Below are 19,612 nucleotides of genomic sequence, written 5' to 3'. Positions count from 1 at the left end.
CTTTCTTTTTGATCTTATATTTTAAGGTAACTATTATTTTGAATATCATTAATTTTAATTGATATAAGAAAATTATGTAAAAATAATAAAAGCCTACCCTAGTTTTAATATTAGGATAGACTTATTTTTAATTTTCCTTTATATATTCTAAAGCTTTTTTATTTTCTTCTATTGTATAATTTATGACTGACTCATCCAAGGCATCTGACATAAATACGGCCTCAAATTGTGATGGTGGCATTAGGATTTTACTATTTTTCATAAAGTTAAAGTACTTAGAATAATTATCAAGGTCTGCTTTGCTTACATCATCAAAAGATCTAATTTCATCAAAATCTCCAAAAAATAGACTCATCATTGACTTATATCTTGTGACACAAGCCTTTACACCTGTGGCTTTTAGATTGTCGTTAAAACCCTCTTCAAGCATTTGTGCATATTTTTCAAGTCTTTGGTATATATCTGGATTTTCTTTAAGAATTCTTAAAACATCAAGACCCATTTTCATTATAAAAGGTGAGCCTGATAGGGTCCCTGCTTGGTAGACTGGTCCCATTGGTGATAATTTTTCCATTATTTCACGCCTTCCTGCAAAACCTCCTACTGGCATTCCTCCTCCTACAATTTTCCCAAAACAGAACATATCTGGTTTTACTCCAAGCTCTGTTGAGATTGATCCAAATTTAAGTCTAAATGCTGTTATTACCTCATCAAAAATTAAAATTATACCATTTTCATCACTTATTTTTCTCAAAGCTTTAACAAAGTCAATATCAATTGGAACAACACCCATATTCCCTGCTATAGGTTCTAAGATTATTGCAGCTACATCGTCTTTATTCTCTTTAATTGTTTTTTTTACCGATTCTATATCATTGTATTTACAGATTAGAGTATCTTTTATAACATTTTCCGGCACTCCAGCTGATGTTGGCACATTAAAGGTGAGACTACCAGATCCTGATTTTACCAAAAGTCCATCAGAGTGTCCATGATAGCAACCTTCAAACTTAATAATCTTTGACTTATTGGTAAATCCTCTTGCAAGCCTTATAGCAGACATGGTTGCCTCTGTTCCAGAGTTTACCATCCTTACCATATCTGTATCAAAAGCTTTACTTAGAAACTCTGCTATTTCAACTTCTACTTTTGTAGGAAGTCCAAAAGTTAACCCTTCTTCAAGGTATCCCTTGGCTTTTTCTATCAACTCATCCTTTCCATGTCCTAGAATCATGGGTCCCCATGATGAGATAAAGTCAATATAAGCATCATTGTTTTCATCTACTATATTGTGACCCTTTCCATATTTAGCAAAAATCGGATGACCACCAACTGCAGCAAAAGCCCTGACTGGTGAATTTACCCCTCCAGGTATATATTTTTTAGCCTCATCAAATAAAGTCATTATTTCATCTCCCTTAAAAATTTTGCCATTTCCTTTGCGTGATATGTTATTATCATCTTGGCACCTGCTCTTTTAATAGAAATTAAGATTTCATATATTATCTCTTCATTTACAAGGCCAATTTTTATAGCATTTTTAACCATAGAATATTCGCCACTTACATTGTAAGCTACAACATTAGTGTTGAAATTTTCTTTAGTTCTTTGGATTATATCTAAAAATGATAGAGCAGGTTTTACTATTATGAAATCTGCATCTTCATCTATATCCAAAGCAATTTCTCTCATTGCTTCATCAGAATTATGATAATCCATTTGATAAGATTTTCTATCTCCAAAGCTTGGAGCAGAATCCGCCGCCTCCCTAAATGGTCCATAAAAGTTTGATGCATATTTTGCAGAATAAGCCATTATCGGTATATTTTTAAAGCAATTTTTATCTAGTATTTCTCTTATTGCCCTTATCCTAAAGTCCATCATATCTGATGGTGCTATAACATCAGCCCCTGCCTTTGCATGTGATAGGGCAATTTTTGCAATATATTTTACTGTCTCATCGTTTTTAACATGACCTTCATCATCAAGAATTCCACAATGACCATGATCTGTGTACTCACACATACAAACATCTGTTATAACTATAAGATCTTTATTTATCTCTTTTATCTTTCTTATAGCCTTTTGTATTATCCCATCATCAGCATAAGCCCCGCTTCCACAAGCATCTTTATGTCCTGGAATTCCAAATAAAATAACTGCCCTTATACCCAAGTTAACTATCTCATTTATCTCATCTTCAAGCATATCAATTGAGAAATGGAAACAGTCTGGCATAGATGGAATTTCCTTTTTAATATTCTCACCTTCAACTACAAAAAGCGGATATATAAAATCAGAAATTGATAGAGTGGTTTCTCTTGTCATCTCTCTTAGTAACTTTTTTTCTCTTATTCTTCTCATTCTCATATTTTGCTTTCTCCTATCGTTTCTACAAGAGAGTCTACAGTTTGTTTTTTACTTTCTTTAAACACTTCAAGTCCGTAATTTCTTATGGTCCTACTTGTAATCTCTCCTATAGAAAATATCTTTGTATCCTTAAGTGAATCTTTTCCATAGAGTTTTATAAAATTGTTGACAGTTGATGATGATGTAAAAATTATGGCATCAAAATCAAGATCAACATCTTTTATTTTTTTTGCTACTAGGTTATCATAAATTACCATCTCGTCCAAATCAGCTATTTCTCTCAGCTTATCTATAATCTTTGCTCTAGATAGGTTTGAGTGTGGAAAAAATATCCTATCATCTTTATTCACCCTTTTTTTCATCTCTTCTACTAAATTTTCTCCAAGAAAAGATTTCGGAATAATTTCTACTTTAAGATGGTAGTTTTCTATCTCTTTTTTAGTTTTTTCACCTATTGCACAAATCTTAACTTGACCGAGTCTTCTTATATCATGTTTACAAGTTAATCTTTTAAAAAATATTTTTACAGCATTTACAGATGTAAATAGCAAATAGTCATAGGAAAACTCGTTTATTTTCTCATCAAGCTTATCTAAGTTTATAGGTTTTATCTTTATAGTTGGAATTATGATTGTTCTAAAACCTAGTTTTTCAAACATTTCCCTATCTTTTATCCCTGATTCATAGTCACGAGTTAGGGCGATTTTTTTACCAAAATGAACTTTTTTTTCAAAGTAATTTAAACTCTCCCTAAGTCCAACTGTATCTGAAATTACTATAAGGGCTGGTCTTTTTATTTTTCCTAAGTCTATCTTATCAAGGCAATTTCCTATTGTTGATACATAGGTTTTTTGCTGATTTGATGAGCCCATTGATATTATAGCAAGCTTTTTTTTCATATCAATACCACCTTTTTTAAGCTCACCTAAAATGTTTGGAAGATTTTTAAGTCCCATATAAAAAACAAGAGTCCCTGGAAGTTTAGCAAATTTCTTGAAATCTTCTGAACTATCATTTTGCCTATGTCCTGTTATAAAAGATATAGATGTTGATATATTTCTATGACTTGCTGGGATTCCTGCAGTATTAAGGCAAACTATACCTGATGTAAGACCAGGTATAGTTTCAAATTCAAGTCCATTTTCTTTAATGAAGATTGCCTCTTCTGACCCTCTTGCAAAAACATAAGGATCTCCTCCCTTAAGTCTTACTACTTTTTTTCCTTCCTTTGCCTTAGCCACCATAAGTTCATTTATCTTATCTTGACTTAATATATGCTCTCCCATAGACTTTCCAACATAGTAAAGTTCTTTATTTCTATAAGGGTCAAGAATTGTTTGATTTAATAACCTATCATATATTATGACATCAGAATCATCTAAAGCCTTTTTACAAGCTATAGTAATATTATCTCTTGAGCCAATTCCAGCTCCTGCAATAATGATTTTTTTATAGTGGGCCTTTTTCAAATTTCTTGCAAGTTTTTTCCCAAGATTAATTCTTTGATCAATTTTTCCGGAAATTTCCCTATAAAATATTTTACCTTCTCTATCATAGGCCATAGATCCAGTAAGTTTTATATTGTCACCATCAATTTCAGTAAAAATCCCCATAGGGGTTGAACAATCTGCACCAAGCTCCTCTTGAAATGCTCTTTCAGTCTCCATCCTTACAAGAGTATTAAAGTCTGAGTGCTTTTTAAATATTTGAAAAATATCCCTATCTTCTTTTCTAATCTCAATACCCAAAATACCTTGGCAGACTGAGGGAGTAAAAATTTTAGGGTCAAGGTCAAAATTTATAAGATGAGTTAAATTTGACCTAATAAGACCAGCTTTTGCAAGGATTATCCCATCAAGATTTTCATCTTCTATCTTTTTTATCCTTGTTTCTACATTCCCCCTTATTGGCTTAAAATCTATGTTAGAAAAATAATTTATCCCCTGACATGTTCTCCTATTTGATCCTGTCCCAACCAGAGTATTTTCCATATCATCCATACTTTTAATAAAGTCACGACCTACAAAAGAATCCCTTGGATCTTCTGCCTTTAAAGGTGGAGCAAAAATCAGCCTATCATCAATTCTAGATGGCATATCTTTTAGAGAATGAACTGCTATGTCAATTTCTTTTTCAAGAAGAGCCTTTTCAATCTCTTTTACAAAAACTCCCTTAGAATTAATCTCATCTATTCTTCTATCTTGAATCCTATCTCCCTTGGTTGAAATCTTTACAATTTTAGTGGAGATTCCTTCCAAATCTAAAATCTCCTTAATAATGTTGGTCTGTTTTATAGCAAGATTACTTGCCCTAGTCCCAATCTTTATTACTCTATTCATCTAAACTCTCCAAATACTTATCCAAGAATTTTCTATCTTTTCTATAAAGATCTTGTAAAAATCCCCTACTATTGACTCCCTTAACCTTAAGTTTATCCCTAATATTAATAATTAGAGAAATTTTTTCCATATCAAGCCCGTCAAGGTACTTTTTTATATCATCTCCAATCATCTTTGATAAAAATGGTAGCTTTCCATTGGTTGAAATAGAAATATCTATAAAATCTTTTTTAATATTATTTCTTAAATAAAAGTCGCTATCAGAAGAATTTGTTAAATCTAGGACCCAAAGATTTCTATCTTGGGCTTTTTTAAAAAGTTTTTTGTTCAAAACTTCATCTCCACTTGCCAAAAATACAAAATCACATGAAGGAAAGATGAAATTTTCATCAAATTCTCCTATATTTATTACAAATCTTTCTGGGTATGTTTCACTTAAGAGCTTAATATTCTCATTTATATCCTTAGCAAAAACAAGAAAGTCAAAGTTTCCCTTTAAAAGAGACCTAATCTTTCTAAAGGCAATCTTACCTGCTCCTAAAAATAGGCATATCTTATCCTTAGAATCAATAGAAATTGGAAAATATCTCATTTTTTATACACCTTTGTCAAAATTTTTAAAGCACTATCAAAATCTTCATAATAGTTTTCCTTAAGACTTAAAATAGGCTCTCTTGCGACCTTTTTTAAGGCATTTCTTACAGCCTTATCAACCTTAATCTTTTGAGCAGTAGTCATATCGGTCTTTCTAAAAATATAGTCTAAGGTCTTATCTGCCAATTCATCGCACCTTTCATTTAAAGATTTTAAAATATAGTCAATCTTAACTTCTTTCATCCACTTCAAAGTATCCTTTGCCTTGTCTTCTATCTCTGGAATATAAGAATTTAAAATATCCCTTCTTTTGTTCAAATTTTTCTTCGATATATCCTTAATAGAGTCTATGTCTTTTAAAAATACATTTTCTAAATCTCCAATACTCGGCTCACAGTCACGAGGTAGGGCCAAGTCAAATATGTAAACTTTCTTATCTATGTCCTTAAATTGATTTTTCTTAAAAACAAGGTGGGGTGATGCAGTTGATGAAAAAATAAAATCCATATCCTTTATAGAATCTACTCTTTTTTCATAATCAATTATAGAAATCTCAGGATACTTTCTTTTAAACTCAAAAGACTTCTCCATATGCCAATTTGAAATATAAATATTTGCCCCAGTTTCTAAAAGGTTTTTAATAGTAAGCTCTCCAATTGATCCAATACCAACAACAAGGGCATTTTTATTAGATAGGTCCATAATCTCCCCAGCCTTTTTTACAGCTATATATGGTAAAGACAAGGGTATATGAGAAATATTTGAATCAGTTTTAATGTTTTTTGAAAGATTGATAGCTCTTCTAAAAATCTCACTTAAAATTTTTTTTGCATATCCTAAAGAAAGAGAAGTTTCAAATGAATCAGAAATTTGACCTAGAATTTGGTCTTCTCCTACAATTAACGAATCAAGACCTGCTGCAAGTCTAAATAAATGATTTATAGCTACAAAATCTTTCCTGAAAGTAATAAATTCAGAAAGTCCTCTAAGCTTAAAAAAGTCTTCAAAAAAGCTTATAGCAAAGTTCCTGTCAACAATATTTCTCTGACTTACAAGAAAAATCTCTGACCTATTGCAGGTTGAAAGAATCAAGACCTCCTCCATACCCTTATTTTCTAAAATTTCACTTGCATCAATAATCTCAGAGTCCCTAAAGTGAACCTTCTCACGAATTTCTATATCTGCTTTGTGGTGATTTAGACCAAAAGAATAAAAAAACAATAAAATCCCTCCTTATTACTGATATTATTATCAGCATTATTACTGATATTATTATTATAGCATTAAAAATGATAAACAAAAAAAGCCCGCCGTAAGCGAGCTAGGAAAGAGCCAATATAAAGATATAATTTTAATAATTTCGGGGATTAACTAAAGAAAGGCCCTTTTCAAAAAGTACAATAAATAAAAGTACTTCTTGCTATAAATTCTATCATAGCAAAGTAAAAAAGTAAATAACTTTAATAATTTTTTTTAAAATAAAATCTTAATAAATTTTAACAAATCAATCATCAAAAAATAGCATCAATCCAAAAAGTTTCACTAAAATTAAAATAACTTATTATTAAAGCAGAAAAACTTATTGAGCATATTATCCCAGTAATACCTGCGTTTATTAATAATGATTGTGCTTTTTATTGAAGTTTAAAGCAAAGTTTTTAAAGCATTGAAAAACTAACAATTAATCAATCTTATCAATATTATGAAATCGGCATAACACCTTAATTTTTAAGCCTTATCTACAAAGACTTCGCCAATAAATACCCACCTATAAGGGCTGAATCATTTCCAAGCTTTGGCTTTACTATATATTTTTCGCTTGTCTTTACTTCTACGTAATCGCCTTTTATTTTGTCAAATTCTTCTCTTATTAGCTCTATAAAGCCTTCTTTGTTTATAAGTCCACCACCTATTATTACAACTTCTGGTCTAAGTACTAAAGTATAGGTGTAGATTGCTTTGGCTATGTAGTTTGCTGCTATTTTAAATGGTTTTTCTTTAAGGTCTGCATCTTTTGGGTTTTTACCTAGTCTCTTGTTTATGCTTGGCCCTGATGCAAGTCCTTCTAGGCAATTTTTATGGTAGGTACAGCTTGATTTGAAATCATCATCTTTTAATCTTTCTACACTTATATGTCCCATTTCTGGATGAGAGTATCCATTTAAAAGTTTTCCGTCTTGGACATATGCTCCTCCTATTCCTGTACCAACGGTAAGATATAAACTTGAGTTAGTATCTAATCCAGCTCCCTTTTGACTTTCTCCTATCAAAGATAGTCCTACATCTGTTACTAGTCCTATCTTCTCACATACTTCTTTTTTGAGATTTTCTAAAAGATTAAAGTCAACCCATAGTTTTTTTGGGGTATTTTGTATATGGCCATAAGTTTTTGATTTCTCATTTAAGTCTATTGGTCCAAATGCTCCAACTCCTGCTTTTTCTACTGGATTTTTCTTAAAAAATTCTCCTATTTTTTTAAGATTATTAGTAGGATTTCCTGTATCAATCCAAATATCAGAAGTCATCTTTCCATTCTCATCAAATGCAGCACACTTTATCTTGGTTCCACCAAATTCTATTGATCCATACATATTAGTTACCTATATTTTCTTCCTTCTTTATAAATTCTAATGACTCATTGAAACTTTCTGCTTTTATATCAGGCTCAGTCTTACTTTCTTCATTTATGCTTCCATCTGGGGCATATCCTAAAGTATTTGTGTAGGTAAATACAAGACCTGAGTTTGGCATGACATCATTTATAATCCCTAAGGTTATTCCATCTCCACCTGTTTTTTCTCCAATAATACTTGCTATATGAGTATTTTTGCAAAAATTTGCAAGCCCTTCTGCTGCCGAATATACTCCCTTATTTACCAAAAGATATAATTTTCCCTTAAATTTAACTCCCTCTAATGGTATAACTTCCACCCTATCTTTGCTATAGTAAGTAAAGTCTTTTAAATCTTCCTTATGTTTAATATTCATTTTTTCAAGATTTATATTTGAAATATTTTCAAATACTACTCCTTCACTTTCTAAAAGCATTCTAGATCTCATTCCATCTTTAAAGAACATATGATTGTCTAAGCTTACTTTTTTATTTATAAGTCTTGGGAGAAGATAGTTTTTCCAATATTCTATATTTCCACCAGAATTATCTCTTATATCTATGACAATAGCTTTGAGGTCTGGATTATCATTGAGGTATTTATCAATTGCATTCATATCATCATCTAGCTCATATTCTGCAAGCATCTCTTTTATCCTTATCATTCCTATGCCATTTGCTATATTTTCAATTCTTATATTGTCATTTTCATATATTAAATTTCCATCACTTCTTTTCCTATTTCCATCACTTAACTCACTTGACTGAAGTCCTTTTATATTGTACCTATCTCTTACAGATTCTTGGTTCATAGCCAAGAATTCATAGTACATGGAAGGATCTTTCCAAAAATGAGAGTAGTAGTCAAGGCTATCTTCTACATAGTTCTTGTCTGCTATGTTTGCATGGTCATTTTTCAAGTCTTTAACTATTTTTTGCATGATTTTTATAAATTCATCGTCATTTTTACAAAACTTTATCTCATTTAAGTAGGAAGAGTAATTTGCTAAAAAATCGATACCATATTGTCTTTTAATTACACCAAAAAAAGGATAATTTTCCTTAATTTGCTTAAAAAAATAATTAAAGTCTTCTACCATTTCCTCTTGACTTAAGGCTTTTTTCTCCTTTTTATCTTCAAAGCTTAATTTTGCTGGTCCTTTAAGTTTCCTATACCAAGATAAATAATCTTCCATATTTTTAAATTTATTTAAATCATCTGGATTAAAATTAACTATCTCATTTTTATCCTTATTTTCTTTTTGGATAAATGTTTCTCTTCTATTTTCAAGATAGGATATCCTTCTTTGGGCACAAGATGAAAAAATAATTAAAAAGCTTAAGACTAAAAGACTTAGTTTACTTCTTTTCTTCATTTAATCCTCCATTTATAACCCAATCTCTTTTTCCTATCTCCATTATAAATGGAAGAATACCTATAGGATTAATGAGAGAAAAAATTATTATCATAAGTAATAAAAATGACAATTTCCTTCTTTCAAACCTTATAAGAGAGCTTGTATTGGCCCTGTGCCTGTTCATTAAATAAATACATCTTAAGGCCAAAAATACACCTCCTACAAGTTCGAGAACTTCTCTATAATAAAGACCAAAAGCAAAAACTGATATAGATGATAAAAAGTAAAGAAAGTACATTATTTTATTTTTTTTATTATAATTTCTCAGTTTTTGTGAAACTAGTTTTTTCTCATCTTTTTTCATATCTATATTATAACATTATAAACCAAGGTTTGGATATACTTTCAAATAAGAGTCAGATCTTTCCCCTGCCTTGTAATTTAAATATCCTGCCATGGCAATCATGGCTGCATTATCTGTACAAAGGATTATATCTGGATTATAAAATCTGATATCTCTTTTGTCACATTCTTCTTTAAGTCTTTCCTTAAGTCTTGAGTTTGCAGCAACTCCACCTGAAACAGCCAAAGTTTTAAGACCTGTTTCATCAAGCAATCTCATAGATTTTGCTACTAAAACATCTACTACAGCTTCTTGGAAGCTTGCAGCGACATCCGCCTTATTTATTTCTTCATTTTTTTGGCTTTTTTGGTTTAAATAATTTAAAACTGAAGTCTTAAGTCCTGAAAACGAAAAATCATAGGAGTCTTTTTCAAGCATTACCCTTGGAAAGTCTATAGCTTCCTTATCTCCTTCTTTGGAAAGTTTATCAATCTTTGGTCCACCTGGATATCCAAGACCTATTGCCCTTGCCACCTTATCATAAGACTCTCCAGCGGCATCATCTCTAGTTTGTCCTATTATTTCATAATCTGTATAATCATCAACTCTTACAAGATAAGTATGTCCTCCACTTACAACTAAAGATATAAAAGGAGGTTTTAATTTTTTATTTGAAAGATAGTTTGCACAAATATGACCTTGCATATGATTTGTTCCAATCATTGGAGTATTGGTTGAAAGAGAAAGGGCCTTGGCTGCAGAAATTCCAACCAAAAGTGAACCTATAAGACCTGGACCTTTGGTTACTGATATTAAATCTATATCATCATAAGAAAGTCCAGTATCCATAAGGGCCTTTTCTATAAGTGGATTTATAGCCTCAAGGTGCTTTCTTGATGCAATCTCTGGAACAACCCCTCCAAATATCTTGTGTATATCAATTTGGGAAGATATTAAATTACATAAAACTTCCCTATCATTTTTTAAAATAGCTACAGAAGAATCATCACAAGAAGTTTCGATTCCCATTGTATAAAAGTCTTTCATTACTTTAATTCCTTTAACATTATATAAGCATCTTCATTTATCTTAGAATAATAATTTTTCCTAAGTCTTATCTTCTCAAAGCCAAATTTTTCATAAAGATTTAAGGCAGGGACATTTTCAGTAGAAACCTCAAGCCAAATCTTTTTTACTCCGGTTCTTATAGAATCATTTATAAGTCTTTCAAGCATAAAAGAACCTATATTTTGACCTCTAAAAGCCTCATCTACAGCTATAGTATATATTTCAGCCTCGTCCAAAATTACAGATACTATGTAAAAACCAACAGCTTCTCCACCCTTATCGTAGACAAAGTGTCTTTTGTGTTTATTCATTTGTAAATCTTTTATAAGGTCTTTTTTACTCCAAGGCTCGTAGAATGAGTCATTTTCTATCCTATAAACATTATCACAATCAGCCAAAGTCATATTTCTAATCATTCAACTTCTTCTTTCTATCTATTTCAGCTTGGGACTTTCTCATATAATTAGGAACAAGTTTAAATAATTCAAATTCCTCATCTTTCATATCTATGGCAAGCTTACATAAGTTCCTACCTATACACGAGGTATAAGAAAAATCTAAGATATTAGCTCTTTTAAACTTATCCTTATACTTGATAGATATTTCTGAAACTAGATCAAAAGAAAGTCCTGAATCATTACAAAAATTTGAAAAATCATCTATATTATATAGATCTTCCTTAACAATTTCTTCTAAATTTTCACCGTAAAGTGCTCCATAAACCCTATTTCCCCTAGCATCTAACATGCTTGCCTTGTACTTACTTGAAGAATTTAAAGCTAGTGCCTTAAGAGTTGAAATAGGAATCAACTTTTTATTCCTTACTTGGGCAAATGTCTTTGCTATAGTCATCCCAATCCTAAGACCTGTAAAAGATCCAGGTCCCTTTGCAACAGCAAATATATCTATATCTGAAAGCCTAAGTCCTAAAAATGAAAGTAAACTTTCAATCATAGGAACAAGGGATTCGGAATGAGTTTTTTCTTGATTTACATTAAAATCTCCTATAATTTTACCATCTTCACTAATACTTACAGTAGAAATCATAGTAGATGTATCAATGGCTAAAACTCGCATTTTATCTCCTATACTAAATTATACTAATATCTCTTGTGTTCTCGTTGATTTTTTCAATTCTAACTTCAATCATATCATCTGGTAGATAAGACTTAGCCCTATCGGCCCATTCAATAAATGTAATGGCATCTTCCGGATAAAAATAAGTCTCAAAATCTATATCCAAAATATCATCCTCATTTTCAAACCTATAAAGATCTAGATGGTATATATCAAAATCCTTGACATTGTAAATATTTACAATAGCAAAAGTAGGTGATGAAGTATCAGAAACTTCTAAATATTCACCTACAAAAGATACAAAAGTAGTCTTACCTGCTCCCATATCTCCAACTAAATTTATAACCTGACCTGGCCTAAGCTTTTTAGCAAAATCAAAGGCAAAATCTCTCATTTCATTTAAAGAATTAATTCTCATACTTACTCCTTAACTTTCATTATACTACAAGAAGTTCAAATTAAAGCTTAATAGTAATATATTATTATACAAGTAGATTAAAAAATCAAGAAAAATTTACAGTCAAGTCCATAATATTGTGTAAAAATTACTAGTCCAATATTTACTATTTCATTCTAATATACAATTTAGAAGAAGTTATCCAATCCTCATTGATATCAATGAGGATTGCTCCTATTAGTCTAATAGCCGATTCTTGATTTGGAAATATTCTAATCACTTTTTCACGCCTTCTAACTTCTTCGTTTAGTCTTTCTAAGCAATTGGTTGATTTAAGTCTACTATGAATTACTCCATTAATAAATAGGAAAAAGCATCTTCAAAGCCTTCATCTAAGGTGTCTAAAGAATAATGAGAACCTTGTTGTAAGTGTAAATGGAGTAGACCAATCTTTTAATCCACATAGTGTTGTAGATTATGAAGCTAAAAGAGGGACAACAGTTACTTTTAAAATAAAACCTACATCCGAAAGAGGCTCAAAGTATTTCGTTGAGGGAGTATTTGATGTTCCAGTAGTAGGTTATAACAATTTAGATAATGTAACAGTTGTTATGTATAAAATAAATGAAGAAGGTGAAGCTGTAGCTAATCCTGAAAAACCTAAAGAAGATAAAAAAGACGATAAAACTGAAGCAAATCCTGAAAATCCTAGCGATGATAAAAAGGGTGATAATACTGAAGTAAATCCATAAAACCCTAGTGATGGTAAAAAGGATGATGGTACTAAAGTAAATCCTAAAAATCCTCAAGATGGTAAAAAGGAAGAAGAAAATAAACCTTTAACTGCAGCTGATCTTACAGATATGGGCTTTGCTACTAAAAAGGAAGCTGAAAATGCTGCTAAGAAAGTTTTAGAAAATGATGAAATTAATAAGTCTTATTCTATATCTAAAGAAAAAGATGGTAAATATTATGTAGCCCTTTCTCCAGTTGAAGCTGTAGAAGAAGATAAGGAAAATAAGGAAAAATATCACAGTAAAGATACTAAAATCGTTCAAAAAACCGAAGATGATCATAATAAAGATGATAAAAAAGTTAGAAGAGTAGAAAACGAAAATGAAGTTAAAAAAGTAAACAATCCTACTAATAGATCTAACAATGTAAGAACAGGTGTTGGCTCTATAGCTGGTATTGGTGGTATGTTAGGCCTAAGCTTAGCTGAATTTTTAGCTACAAAAAAGAAAAATAAATAATTGCCTTATATAATCTTTCACATTCGAGAATAAAAAAAGAAAATGATGCTACAAATTCCCTATTTCTTTGTAGTATCATTTTTTTATTATTTCATATAGGTAAGTATTTACTGTGAAAAAGTTTATTGTTTTTGTTATACTAATAGTGTCAATTATCGAATATACTTTAGAATTAAACTTAATTCTTACTGCTCGTAAATTTACCATAATCAAAAAAAGAAGATCTCCCATTTGTGAACTGACCCCCAAAAGTTGGATCTAAAAACCAACTTAAGTAGGTCAGTTTTTTAATGGCAAAATACAGTACAGAATTTAAAGTGATGGTCGTAAAAGAGTATCTAAAAAACACAATAGGATACAATCAATTAGCTAAAAAATATAAAATACCACAAGAATCTATTGTTAGAAGATGGGTAAACTCTTATCAAACACAAGGCTATAAAGGGCTAAAAGTATCAAGAAAAAATAACAAATATACTTTAGAATTTAAACTAAAAGTAGTAAACTTGTATATAATAGGAGGAATGTCCTATCAAAGCCTAGCAAATGAACTTAAATTCAATAATCCAACTTTAATTTGGAATTTTAAAACAAGAAATATATTATGGAAGAAAATTCTATTCATATGAAGAATTAAAAGAATAATAGAAAAATTAGGATATTTAAGTCCAGTAGAGTTTAGAAAGAAGAATTCAGCATGAAAATTTTCCTACCCCTAGGGGTAGGAAAGGCAAATAAATACCAGAGTAAGTAAAAACTCAATCTGGTATTTGGTACAACTTTTTGGGGTTGTCTTAGAGAGTCTATGGCTTATTTATATTGAAATAAGCTATGGTCACACCCCTTACTTCGACTGTAAGGAGAAGTCTCCGTGATTTTTATAATACCTATATGTTTAGCTTTTATATTTAGTGAATAGCTGTATTAACCTAATCTACTTTCCTAGACAAAACCTCAGTCTAACTATACAAAGACTGCTACTACATAACACCTTCATCAATTCAATTCCTCAATTGTGATAGGGGTTTTATCTCACTGCGTTCGAAGTAAGTAGTCTGATTCCGCTTATTCATGAACGTAAAAAAGCTGTTGCAGGATAATTAGTCCTTGCAACAAGCTTTTTTCTATGATTATTTATTTTTTGCTAGATTATAAAGAGTTTTTACAAGAACTCCTGTTGCTCCTTTTTGATTTAGACCTTGTGGAGCTGAAAGATAAGCTGTTCCTGCTATATCTAAGTGAACCCAAGGAGTGTTTTCCACAAAGTTTTCTATAAATTGTCCAGCAGTAATTGAACCTGCCATCCTTCCGCCTGTGTTTTTGATGTCGGCATTTTCTGATTCATTGTATTTTCTAATAAATGGATCATTTGGAAGTTGCCAAACTTTTTCATCACTAACTTTACTTGCTTCTATAACCTTAGCAAAGGCTTCATCATTGTTTGTTATAGCTCCTGTATAGGTTTCTGCAAGAGCTACTAAAACTGCTCCTGTAAGGGTTGCAAGGTCAATCATTAGCTCTGGATTATATTCTGTAGCACCATAGTTTACCGCATCAGCAAGAGTTATTCTTCCTTCAGCATCTGTATTGTCAACCTCTATGGTCATCCCATTTCTTGCCTTTATTATATCACCAGGCTTATAGGATCTTCCAGAAATCGAATTTTCACAAGCTGCAACTATGCCAACTATATTCTTCTTAAGTTTATTTTTCGATATGGCCTTCATTGCTCCAATAACTGTACCAGATCCACCCATATCAGAATTCATTGTTTTCATTCCATCACTTGTTTTTATAGAATATCCACCTGAATCATAAGTTAGACCCTTTCCTACATATACATAAGGTCTTTCATCATCTTTTCCATGTAGGTATTCCATTACTATAAATCTTGGTTCATTATCTGAGCCTTTAGCAACATTGTAGTAGGCAGTAAGACCCATATTAAGAATCTCATCTTTTTGATATATTTTTACATCAACACCAAGATCTTCTAGCTCTTTTTTAGCGTAATTTGCTAAAGTTTCTGGGTAAATATCATTAGATCTTAAATTTACTAAATCCTTAGCAAGTTTTTGTCCTAAAAGTACATTTAAAAGTTCATCTAAGTCTTCCTTATATTCTTCTAAGTTTTTAGGAAGATTTATATTCTCAAGCTTTACTAGACTTTTTTCTTTTTTGTAATGGTCAAATTCATAAATACCAGATTCTATCGCCTCAACTATACTTAAAAGATATTCCTTATCTTTAAAGTTAAATTGATTTTCAATAAAGCTTATCTCTTCTATATCTTTTGATTTTATATATCTTATTAACTTATACACTGCTTCTTTTAGAACTTCTTTACTAAATTCATTCTTTTTTCCTAGCCCTAAAAGAATTTTATCTTCTCCAATATTTGGAAAGATTTCTCCCATATTTCCCTTAAAAAATGGATTTCCTTTTTCATTTTCGAAAACAAATTCTATTAGATTTCTATTACTATCATTGTATTTATAATTCATAATATCCTCCCTTTTTTATCATACGCCAATTTTAGAAATTTTTAAGTTATTATTACCTTGCTTATTTGCTTTTTTAATTTTATTATGTGAATTTTTTTAAAATAAATTGTTTTCACTATTAATATGTTATATAATAGATAAGTAAAACTTATTAAATAATAGGAGGAGTTTATGTTTTCAGAATTTTTACCTGTTATAGCAGCAATCATTGCAGTTTTATTTATGTTATTTCAAATTAAATCAAATATTCTTCCAGTAAGCGAAGGCAATGAAAGAATGAAGGCTATATCAGGAAATATCAAAGAAGGAGCCATGGCTTTTATATCTCGTGAATATAAATATGTAATCTTATTTGTAGTCATAGTTGCAATTCTTATAGCTGTTTTTATTGATATAAACACTATGATTTGCTATATCTTTGGTTCTTTATTATCAATGCTAGCAGGATACGTAGGTATGAGAATATCAACCGCATCAAACGCTAGATGTACAAACGAAGCAATGAGTAAGGGACTTCCTGACGCTTTGAAAGTTGCTTTTGCTGGAGGTTCTGTAATGGGATTTGCAGTAACAGGATTTGGACTTTTTGGAGTAGGTTTGGTTTATCTAATCTTTAGAGATCCTGCAACACTTATGGGATACTCATTTGGTGCAAGTTCTGTAGCACTCTTTGCAAGAGTAGGCGGAGGAATTTATACTAAAGCTGCAGATGTTGGAGCTGATCTTGTAGGAAAAGTAGAAGAGGGAATCCCAGAAGATGACCCAAGAAATCCAGCTGTAATCGCTGATAACGTAGGAGATAATGTAGGAGATGTAGCTGGAATGGGGGCTGACCTTTTTGAATCATACGCTGGAGCAATTCTTTCAGCTATGGTATTAGGTTTTGCCTTATTTGGAGATAATGGTATCAAATTTCCACTTGTACTATCATCTATAGGCATATTTTCATCAATTTTGGCAGCTTTCATTTTCTTAAGAAAAAGACAAAATTCACCACAATCTGCCCTTATGTTTACAATCTATATATCAGGGGCAATTGTACTAATAGCATCATTTATACTTTCAAGTATGTATTTTGGTAATATGAAAGCAGCTATATGTGTAGTTGTCGGAATACTTGTAGGAATATTAATAGGATTTTTATCAGAGGTCTTTACATCTGAAAAATTCAACCAAGTCAAAAGAATAGCAGAAGAAAGCCAAACAGGAGCTGCCACAAACATCATAGCAGGTCTTTCAAGTGGTATGCTTTCAACAGTAGGACCAATTATCCTTATATCCATAGGAATACTTGTTTCATATCACACAATGCAAATGTATGGTATAGCACTTGCAGCAGTAGGTATGCTTTCAATTACAGCAACAACAGTAACAGTAGATGCTTATGGTCCAATCTCAGATAACGCTGGTGGTATTGCTGAAATGAGTGGACTTGATGAATCAGTAAGAGAAATTACAGATGAACTTGACTCAGTAGGAAATACAACAGCAGCTATTGGTAAAGGATTTGCAATAGGATCTGCAGCTTTAACTGCACTTTCACTATTCGTAACATATACAGAAACAGTAAATCTTGACACACTTTCCCTACTTGACTCAAAAGTAGTAGCAGGAATGTTTATCGGTGGTATGCTTCCTTTCTTATTTTCAGCTTTAACAATGAATTCAGTTGGAAAAGCTGCAACAGAAATGATAAATGAAGTAAGAAGACAATTTAGAGAAAAACCAGGTATCCTTGAAGGAATTGAGCACCCAGACTATGCTTCATGTGTTGATATTTCTACAAAAGCATCACTAAAAGAAATGATTATCCCTGGAGCTCTTGCAATAATAGTTCCACTATTTGTAGGAAAAGTATTCGGACCAGAAACATTAGGAGGTCTTCTAGCAGGATCCCTTGTAACTGGTGTACTAATGGCAATATTCATGTCAAATGCTGGTGGTGCTTGGGATAATGCTAAGAAATTCATAGAATCTGGAGAAGAAGGTGGTAAAAACTCACCAGCTCACCACGCAGCAGTAGTAGGTGATACAGTAGGTGATCCATTCAAAGATACTTCAGGTCCATCATTAAATATCCTTATAAAACTTATTACAGTAGTATCTGTAGTCTGTGCAGGATTATTTATCTAATTATATTAAAGAAAGCCCTAGGGCTTTCTTTTTTTAGCCTATTATAAGAAAAAAAGGAGAAATAAGTCATTTAAATATCTTTTCATTTGCCTTTAATTTGATGATTAAAATTATTTTTATACAAAATTAGCTTACTAATTACCTAATACTATTCTTTACAGTTTAAAGCTAAGACTAAATATTTTATCTTTCACTATATAGTATAATACTTTTCTTATATATCATATGTTTCTTATTAAATATAGATGATTTTTTAAAAAATATCATACAACAAACAAAAAATTTCAATCCACACTCCCATGAAGGGAGTGACAAGTTACCATTATCCAATTTTACATGCTCCAAATTTATTTCAATCCACACTCCCATGAAGGGAGTGACACTTAGGTTTTGTTTTAATGCCTGTTAGTCATGCAAGTATTTCAATCCACACTCCCATGAAGGGAGTGACAATTTAATAACAACAACCGGGACTTTTCTTTTTGATTTCAATCCACACTCCCATGAAGGGAGTGACTAACTGATAGCCTATTAGGTAAGACAAAAACAAAGGAATTTCAATCCACACTCCCATGAAGGGAGTGACATAAAATTAATGGTAAAAGTGAATTTTTTGCAAGTATTTCAATCCACACTCCCATGAAGGGAGTGACATAAACTAATAACATTAATAGAGTATTTCGAGTTAGGAATTTCAATCCACACTCCCATGAAGGGAGTGACTATATGATAAATTGGATAAAAGGAGACAAAAAAAAATTTCAATCCACACTCCCATGAAGGGAGTGACATACTAAAATCATCAAATTTTATACAATCCATCCCCGTCTTTCAATCCACACTCCCATGAAGGGAGTGACCACTTGATCCAGTCCCTAATACTTCAATTTCCATTAATTTCAATCCACACTCCCATGAAGGGAGTGACACATTATGTTTCTACTATAAAATAGAAAGGAAGTATTTCAATCCACACTCCCATGAAGGGAGTGACACCGATACAGTTTTAGAAGGTACTAAAGCCCTTGACATTTCAATCCACACTCCCATGAAGGGAGTGACAAAATAATCTCATAACCCAATTTGCGATGCTGAGCAAAATTTCAATCCACACTCCCATGAAGGGAGTGACGAACCTAGGTTCATCAAAACCCTAGAAGGAGAATATTTCAATCCACACTCCCATGAAGGGAGTGACAGAAATGTATCTTATAGCTTTGACTAAAAATTATATTTCAATCCACACTCCCATGAAGGGAGTGACTAAATGAAGCAATAGAAAAATACGGCTATAGTATAATTTCAATCCACACTCCCATGAAGGGAGTGACTATATAATGTATTTACCAAGATAATTATATAATACTAAATTTCAATCCACACTCCCATGAAGGGAGTGACCTATTATTTATGATTTAACAAGTAGTCAAAAGCAAATTTCAATCCACACTCCCATGAAGGGAGTGACTTTTATAATTTTTTTCTCAAACTATCTCCACTTAATTTCAATCCACACTCCCATGAAGGGAGTGACCCATATTTTATATAACGAACTTGAACACATT

The 19,612-nt window shown here is 31.4% G+C and carries 17 protein-coding genes, 1 pseudogene and 1 CRISPR repeat array; of the genes and pseudogenes, 4 read left to right on the top strand and 14 right to left on the bottom strand.

Features of this window, described 5'->3' with window-relative positions:
- Positions 1-127: 127 nt before the first annotated feature.
- The 13 genes and pseudogenes from hemL to SOR60_RS00770 all read right to left on the bottom strand — a co-directional run.
- A complete protein-coding gene (gene hemL / locus SOR60_RS00830; protein WP_320594964.1) occupies positions 128-1,405 on the bottom strand; it encodes a glutamate-1-semialdehyde 2,1-aminomutase in 1,278 nt (425 codons plus the stop codon).
- Positions 1,405-2,370 carry a porphobilinogen synthase gene (gene hemB / locus SOR60_RS00825; RefSeq protein WP_154541867.1) on the bottom strand — a complete coding sequence of 322 codons (966 nt, stop codon included), beginning with the start codon at positions 2,368-2,370 and terminating at the stop codon, positions 1,405-1,407. The genes hemL and hemB overlap by 1 nt, the downstream gene beginning before the upstream one ends.
- Entirely contained in the window at positions 2,367-4,709 is a 2,343-nt protein-coding gene (gene hemC, locus SOR60_RS00820) for a hydroxymethylbilane synthase (protein WP_320594963.1), read from the bottom strand. The genes hemB and hemC overlap by 4 nt, the downstream gene beginning before the upstream one ends.
- Positions 4,702-5,301 carry a precorrin-2 dehydrogenase/sirohydrochlorin ferrochelatase family protein gene (locus SOR60_RS00815; RefSeq protein ID WP_154541871.1) on the bottom strand — a complete coding sequence of 200 codons (600 nt, stop codon included), beginning with the start codon at positions 5,299-5,301 and terminating at the stop codon, positions 4,702-4,704. Before SOR60_RS00815 ends, hemC begins: the two co-directional genes overlap by 8 nt.
- Complete coding sequence (hemA, locus tag SOR60_RS00810; protein ID WP_154541873.1) at positions 5,298-6,524, bottom strand: glutamyl-tRNA reductase; 1,227 nt, start codon at positions 6,522-6,524, stop codon at positions 5,298-5,300. Before hemA ends, SOR60_RS00815 begins: the two co-directional genes overlap by 4 nt.
- 518 nt (positions 6,525-7,042) lie before the next feature.
- Positions 7,043-7,894, bottom strand: a complete 852-nt coding sequence (locus SOR60_RS00805) for an ROK family protein (RefSeq protein ID WP_154541875.1) — start codon at positions 7,892-7,894, stop codon at positions 7,043-7,045.
- 1 nt (position 7,895) lies between these two features.
- Entirely contained in the window at positions 7,896-9,290 is a 1,395-nt protein-coding gene (locus tag SOR60_RS00800) for a S41 family peptidase (RefSeq protein WP_320594962.1), read from the bottom strand.
- On the bottom strand, positions 9,274-9,636 hold the full coding sequence (locus tag SOR60_RS00795) for a hypothetical protein (RefSeq protein WP_154541879.1): 363 nt from the start codon (positions 9,634-9,636) through the stop codon (positions 9,274-9,276). Before SOR60_RS00795 ends, SOR60_RS00800 begins: the two co-directional genes overlap by 17 nt.
- Before the next feature lie 15 nt (positions 9,637-9,651).
- Positions 9,652-10,662, bottom strand: a complete 1,011-nt coding sequence (gene tsaD / locus SOR60_RS00790; protein ID WP_154541881.1) for a tRNA (adenosine(37)-N6)-threonylcarbamoyltransferase complex transferase subunit TsaD — start codon at positions 10,660-10,662, stop codon at positions 9,652-9,654.
- On the bottom strand, positions 10,662-11,099 hold the full coding sequence (rimI, locus tag SOR60_RS00785) for a ribosomal protein S18-alanine N-acetyltransferase (RefSeq protein ID WP_154541883.1): 438 nt from the start codon (positions 11,097-11,099) through the stop codon (positions 10,662-10,664). The genes tsaD and rimI overlap by 1 nt, the downstream gene beginning before the upstream one ends.
- A complete protein-coding gene (gene tsaB, locus SOR60_RS00780; protein ID WP_154541885.1) occupies positions 11,092-11,760 on the bottom strand; it encodes a tRNA (adenosine(37)-N6)-threonylcarbamoyltransferase complex dimerization subunit type 1 TsaB in 669 nt (222 codons plus the stop codon). Before tsaB ends, rimI begins: the two co-directional genes overlap by 8 nt.
- A gap of 13 nt (positions 11,761-11,773) precedes the next feature.
- A complete protein-coding gene (tsaE, locus tag SOR60_RS00775) occupies positions 11,774-12,178 on the bottom strand; it encodes a tRNA (adenosine(37)-N6)-threonylcarbamoyltransferase complex ATPase subunit type 1 TsaE (RefSeq protein ID WP_154541887.1) in 405 nt (134 codons plus the stop codon).
- 145 nt (positions 12,179-12,323) lie between these two features.
- Positions 12,324-12,556, bottom strand: a pseudogene (locus tag SOR60_RS00770) (transposase); the annotation flags it as partial.
- Positions 12,557-12,768: 212 nt separating this feature from the next.
- Between SOR60_RS00770 and SOR60_RS00765 the strand changes: the two are divergent.
- The 3 genes from SOR60_RS00765 to SOR60_RS00755 all read left to right on the top strand — a co-directional run bounded on the left by SOR60_RS00765 (position 12,769) and on the right by SOR60_RS00755 (position 14,039).
- Entirely contained in the window at positions 12,769-12,909 is a 141-nt protein-coding gene (locus tag SOR60_RS00765) for a hypothetical protein (RefSeq protein WP_154541889.1), read from the top strand.
- A 111-nt stretch (positions 12,910-13,020) separates the two neighbouring features.
- Positions 13,021-13,410 carry a DUF5633 domain-containing protein gene (locus SOR60_RS00760; RefSeq protein WP_154541891.1) on the top strand — a complete coding sequence of 130 codons (390 nt, stop codon included), beginning with the start codon at positions 13,021-13,023 and terminating at the stop codon, positions 13,408-13,410.
- A gap of 290 nt (positions 13,411-13,700) precedes the next feature.
- Positions 13,701-14,039 carry a helix-turn-helix domain-containing protein gene (locus tag SOR60_RS00755; protein ID WP_154541893.1) on the top strand — a complete coding sequence of 113 codons (339 nt, stop codon included), beginning with the start codon at positions 13,701-13,703 and terminating at the stop codon, positions 14,037-14,039.
- A gap of 501 nt (positions 14,040-14,540) precedes the next feature.
- Here SOR60_RS00755 and SOR60_RS00750 read toward each other — a convergent pair.
- Complete coding sequence (locus SOR60_RS00750; protein ID WP_154541895.1) at positions 14,541-15,914, bottom strand: leucyl aminopeptidase; 1,374 nt, start codon at positions 15,912-15,914, stop codon at positions 14,541-14,543.
- 171 nt (positions 15,915-16,085) lie between these two features.
- Here SOR60_RS00750 and SOR60_RS00745 point away from each other — a divergent pair, with 171 nt between their 5' ends.
- Positions 16,086-18,047, top strand: coding sequence for a sodium-translocating pyrophosphatase (locus SOR60_RS00745; protein WP_154541897.1), 1,962 nt, complete (start codon positions 16,086-16,088; stop codon positions 18,045-18,047).
- Between the two features lie 281 nt (positions 18,048-18,328).
- Positions 18,329-19,581: direct repeats of the CRISPR family, unit length 32 nt; unit sequence ATTTCAATCCACACTCCCATGAAGGGAGTGAC.
- Positions 19,582-19,612 lie beyond the last annotated feature (31 nt).

The organism is Anaerococcus porci, from assembly GCF_034090325.1.
Classification (GTDB): domain Bacteria; phylum Bacillota; class Clostridia; order Tissierellales; family Peptoniphilaceae; genus Anaerococcus; species Anaerococcus porci.
This window is presented reverse-complemented; position numbering and strand designations above follow the sequence as displayed.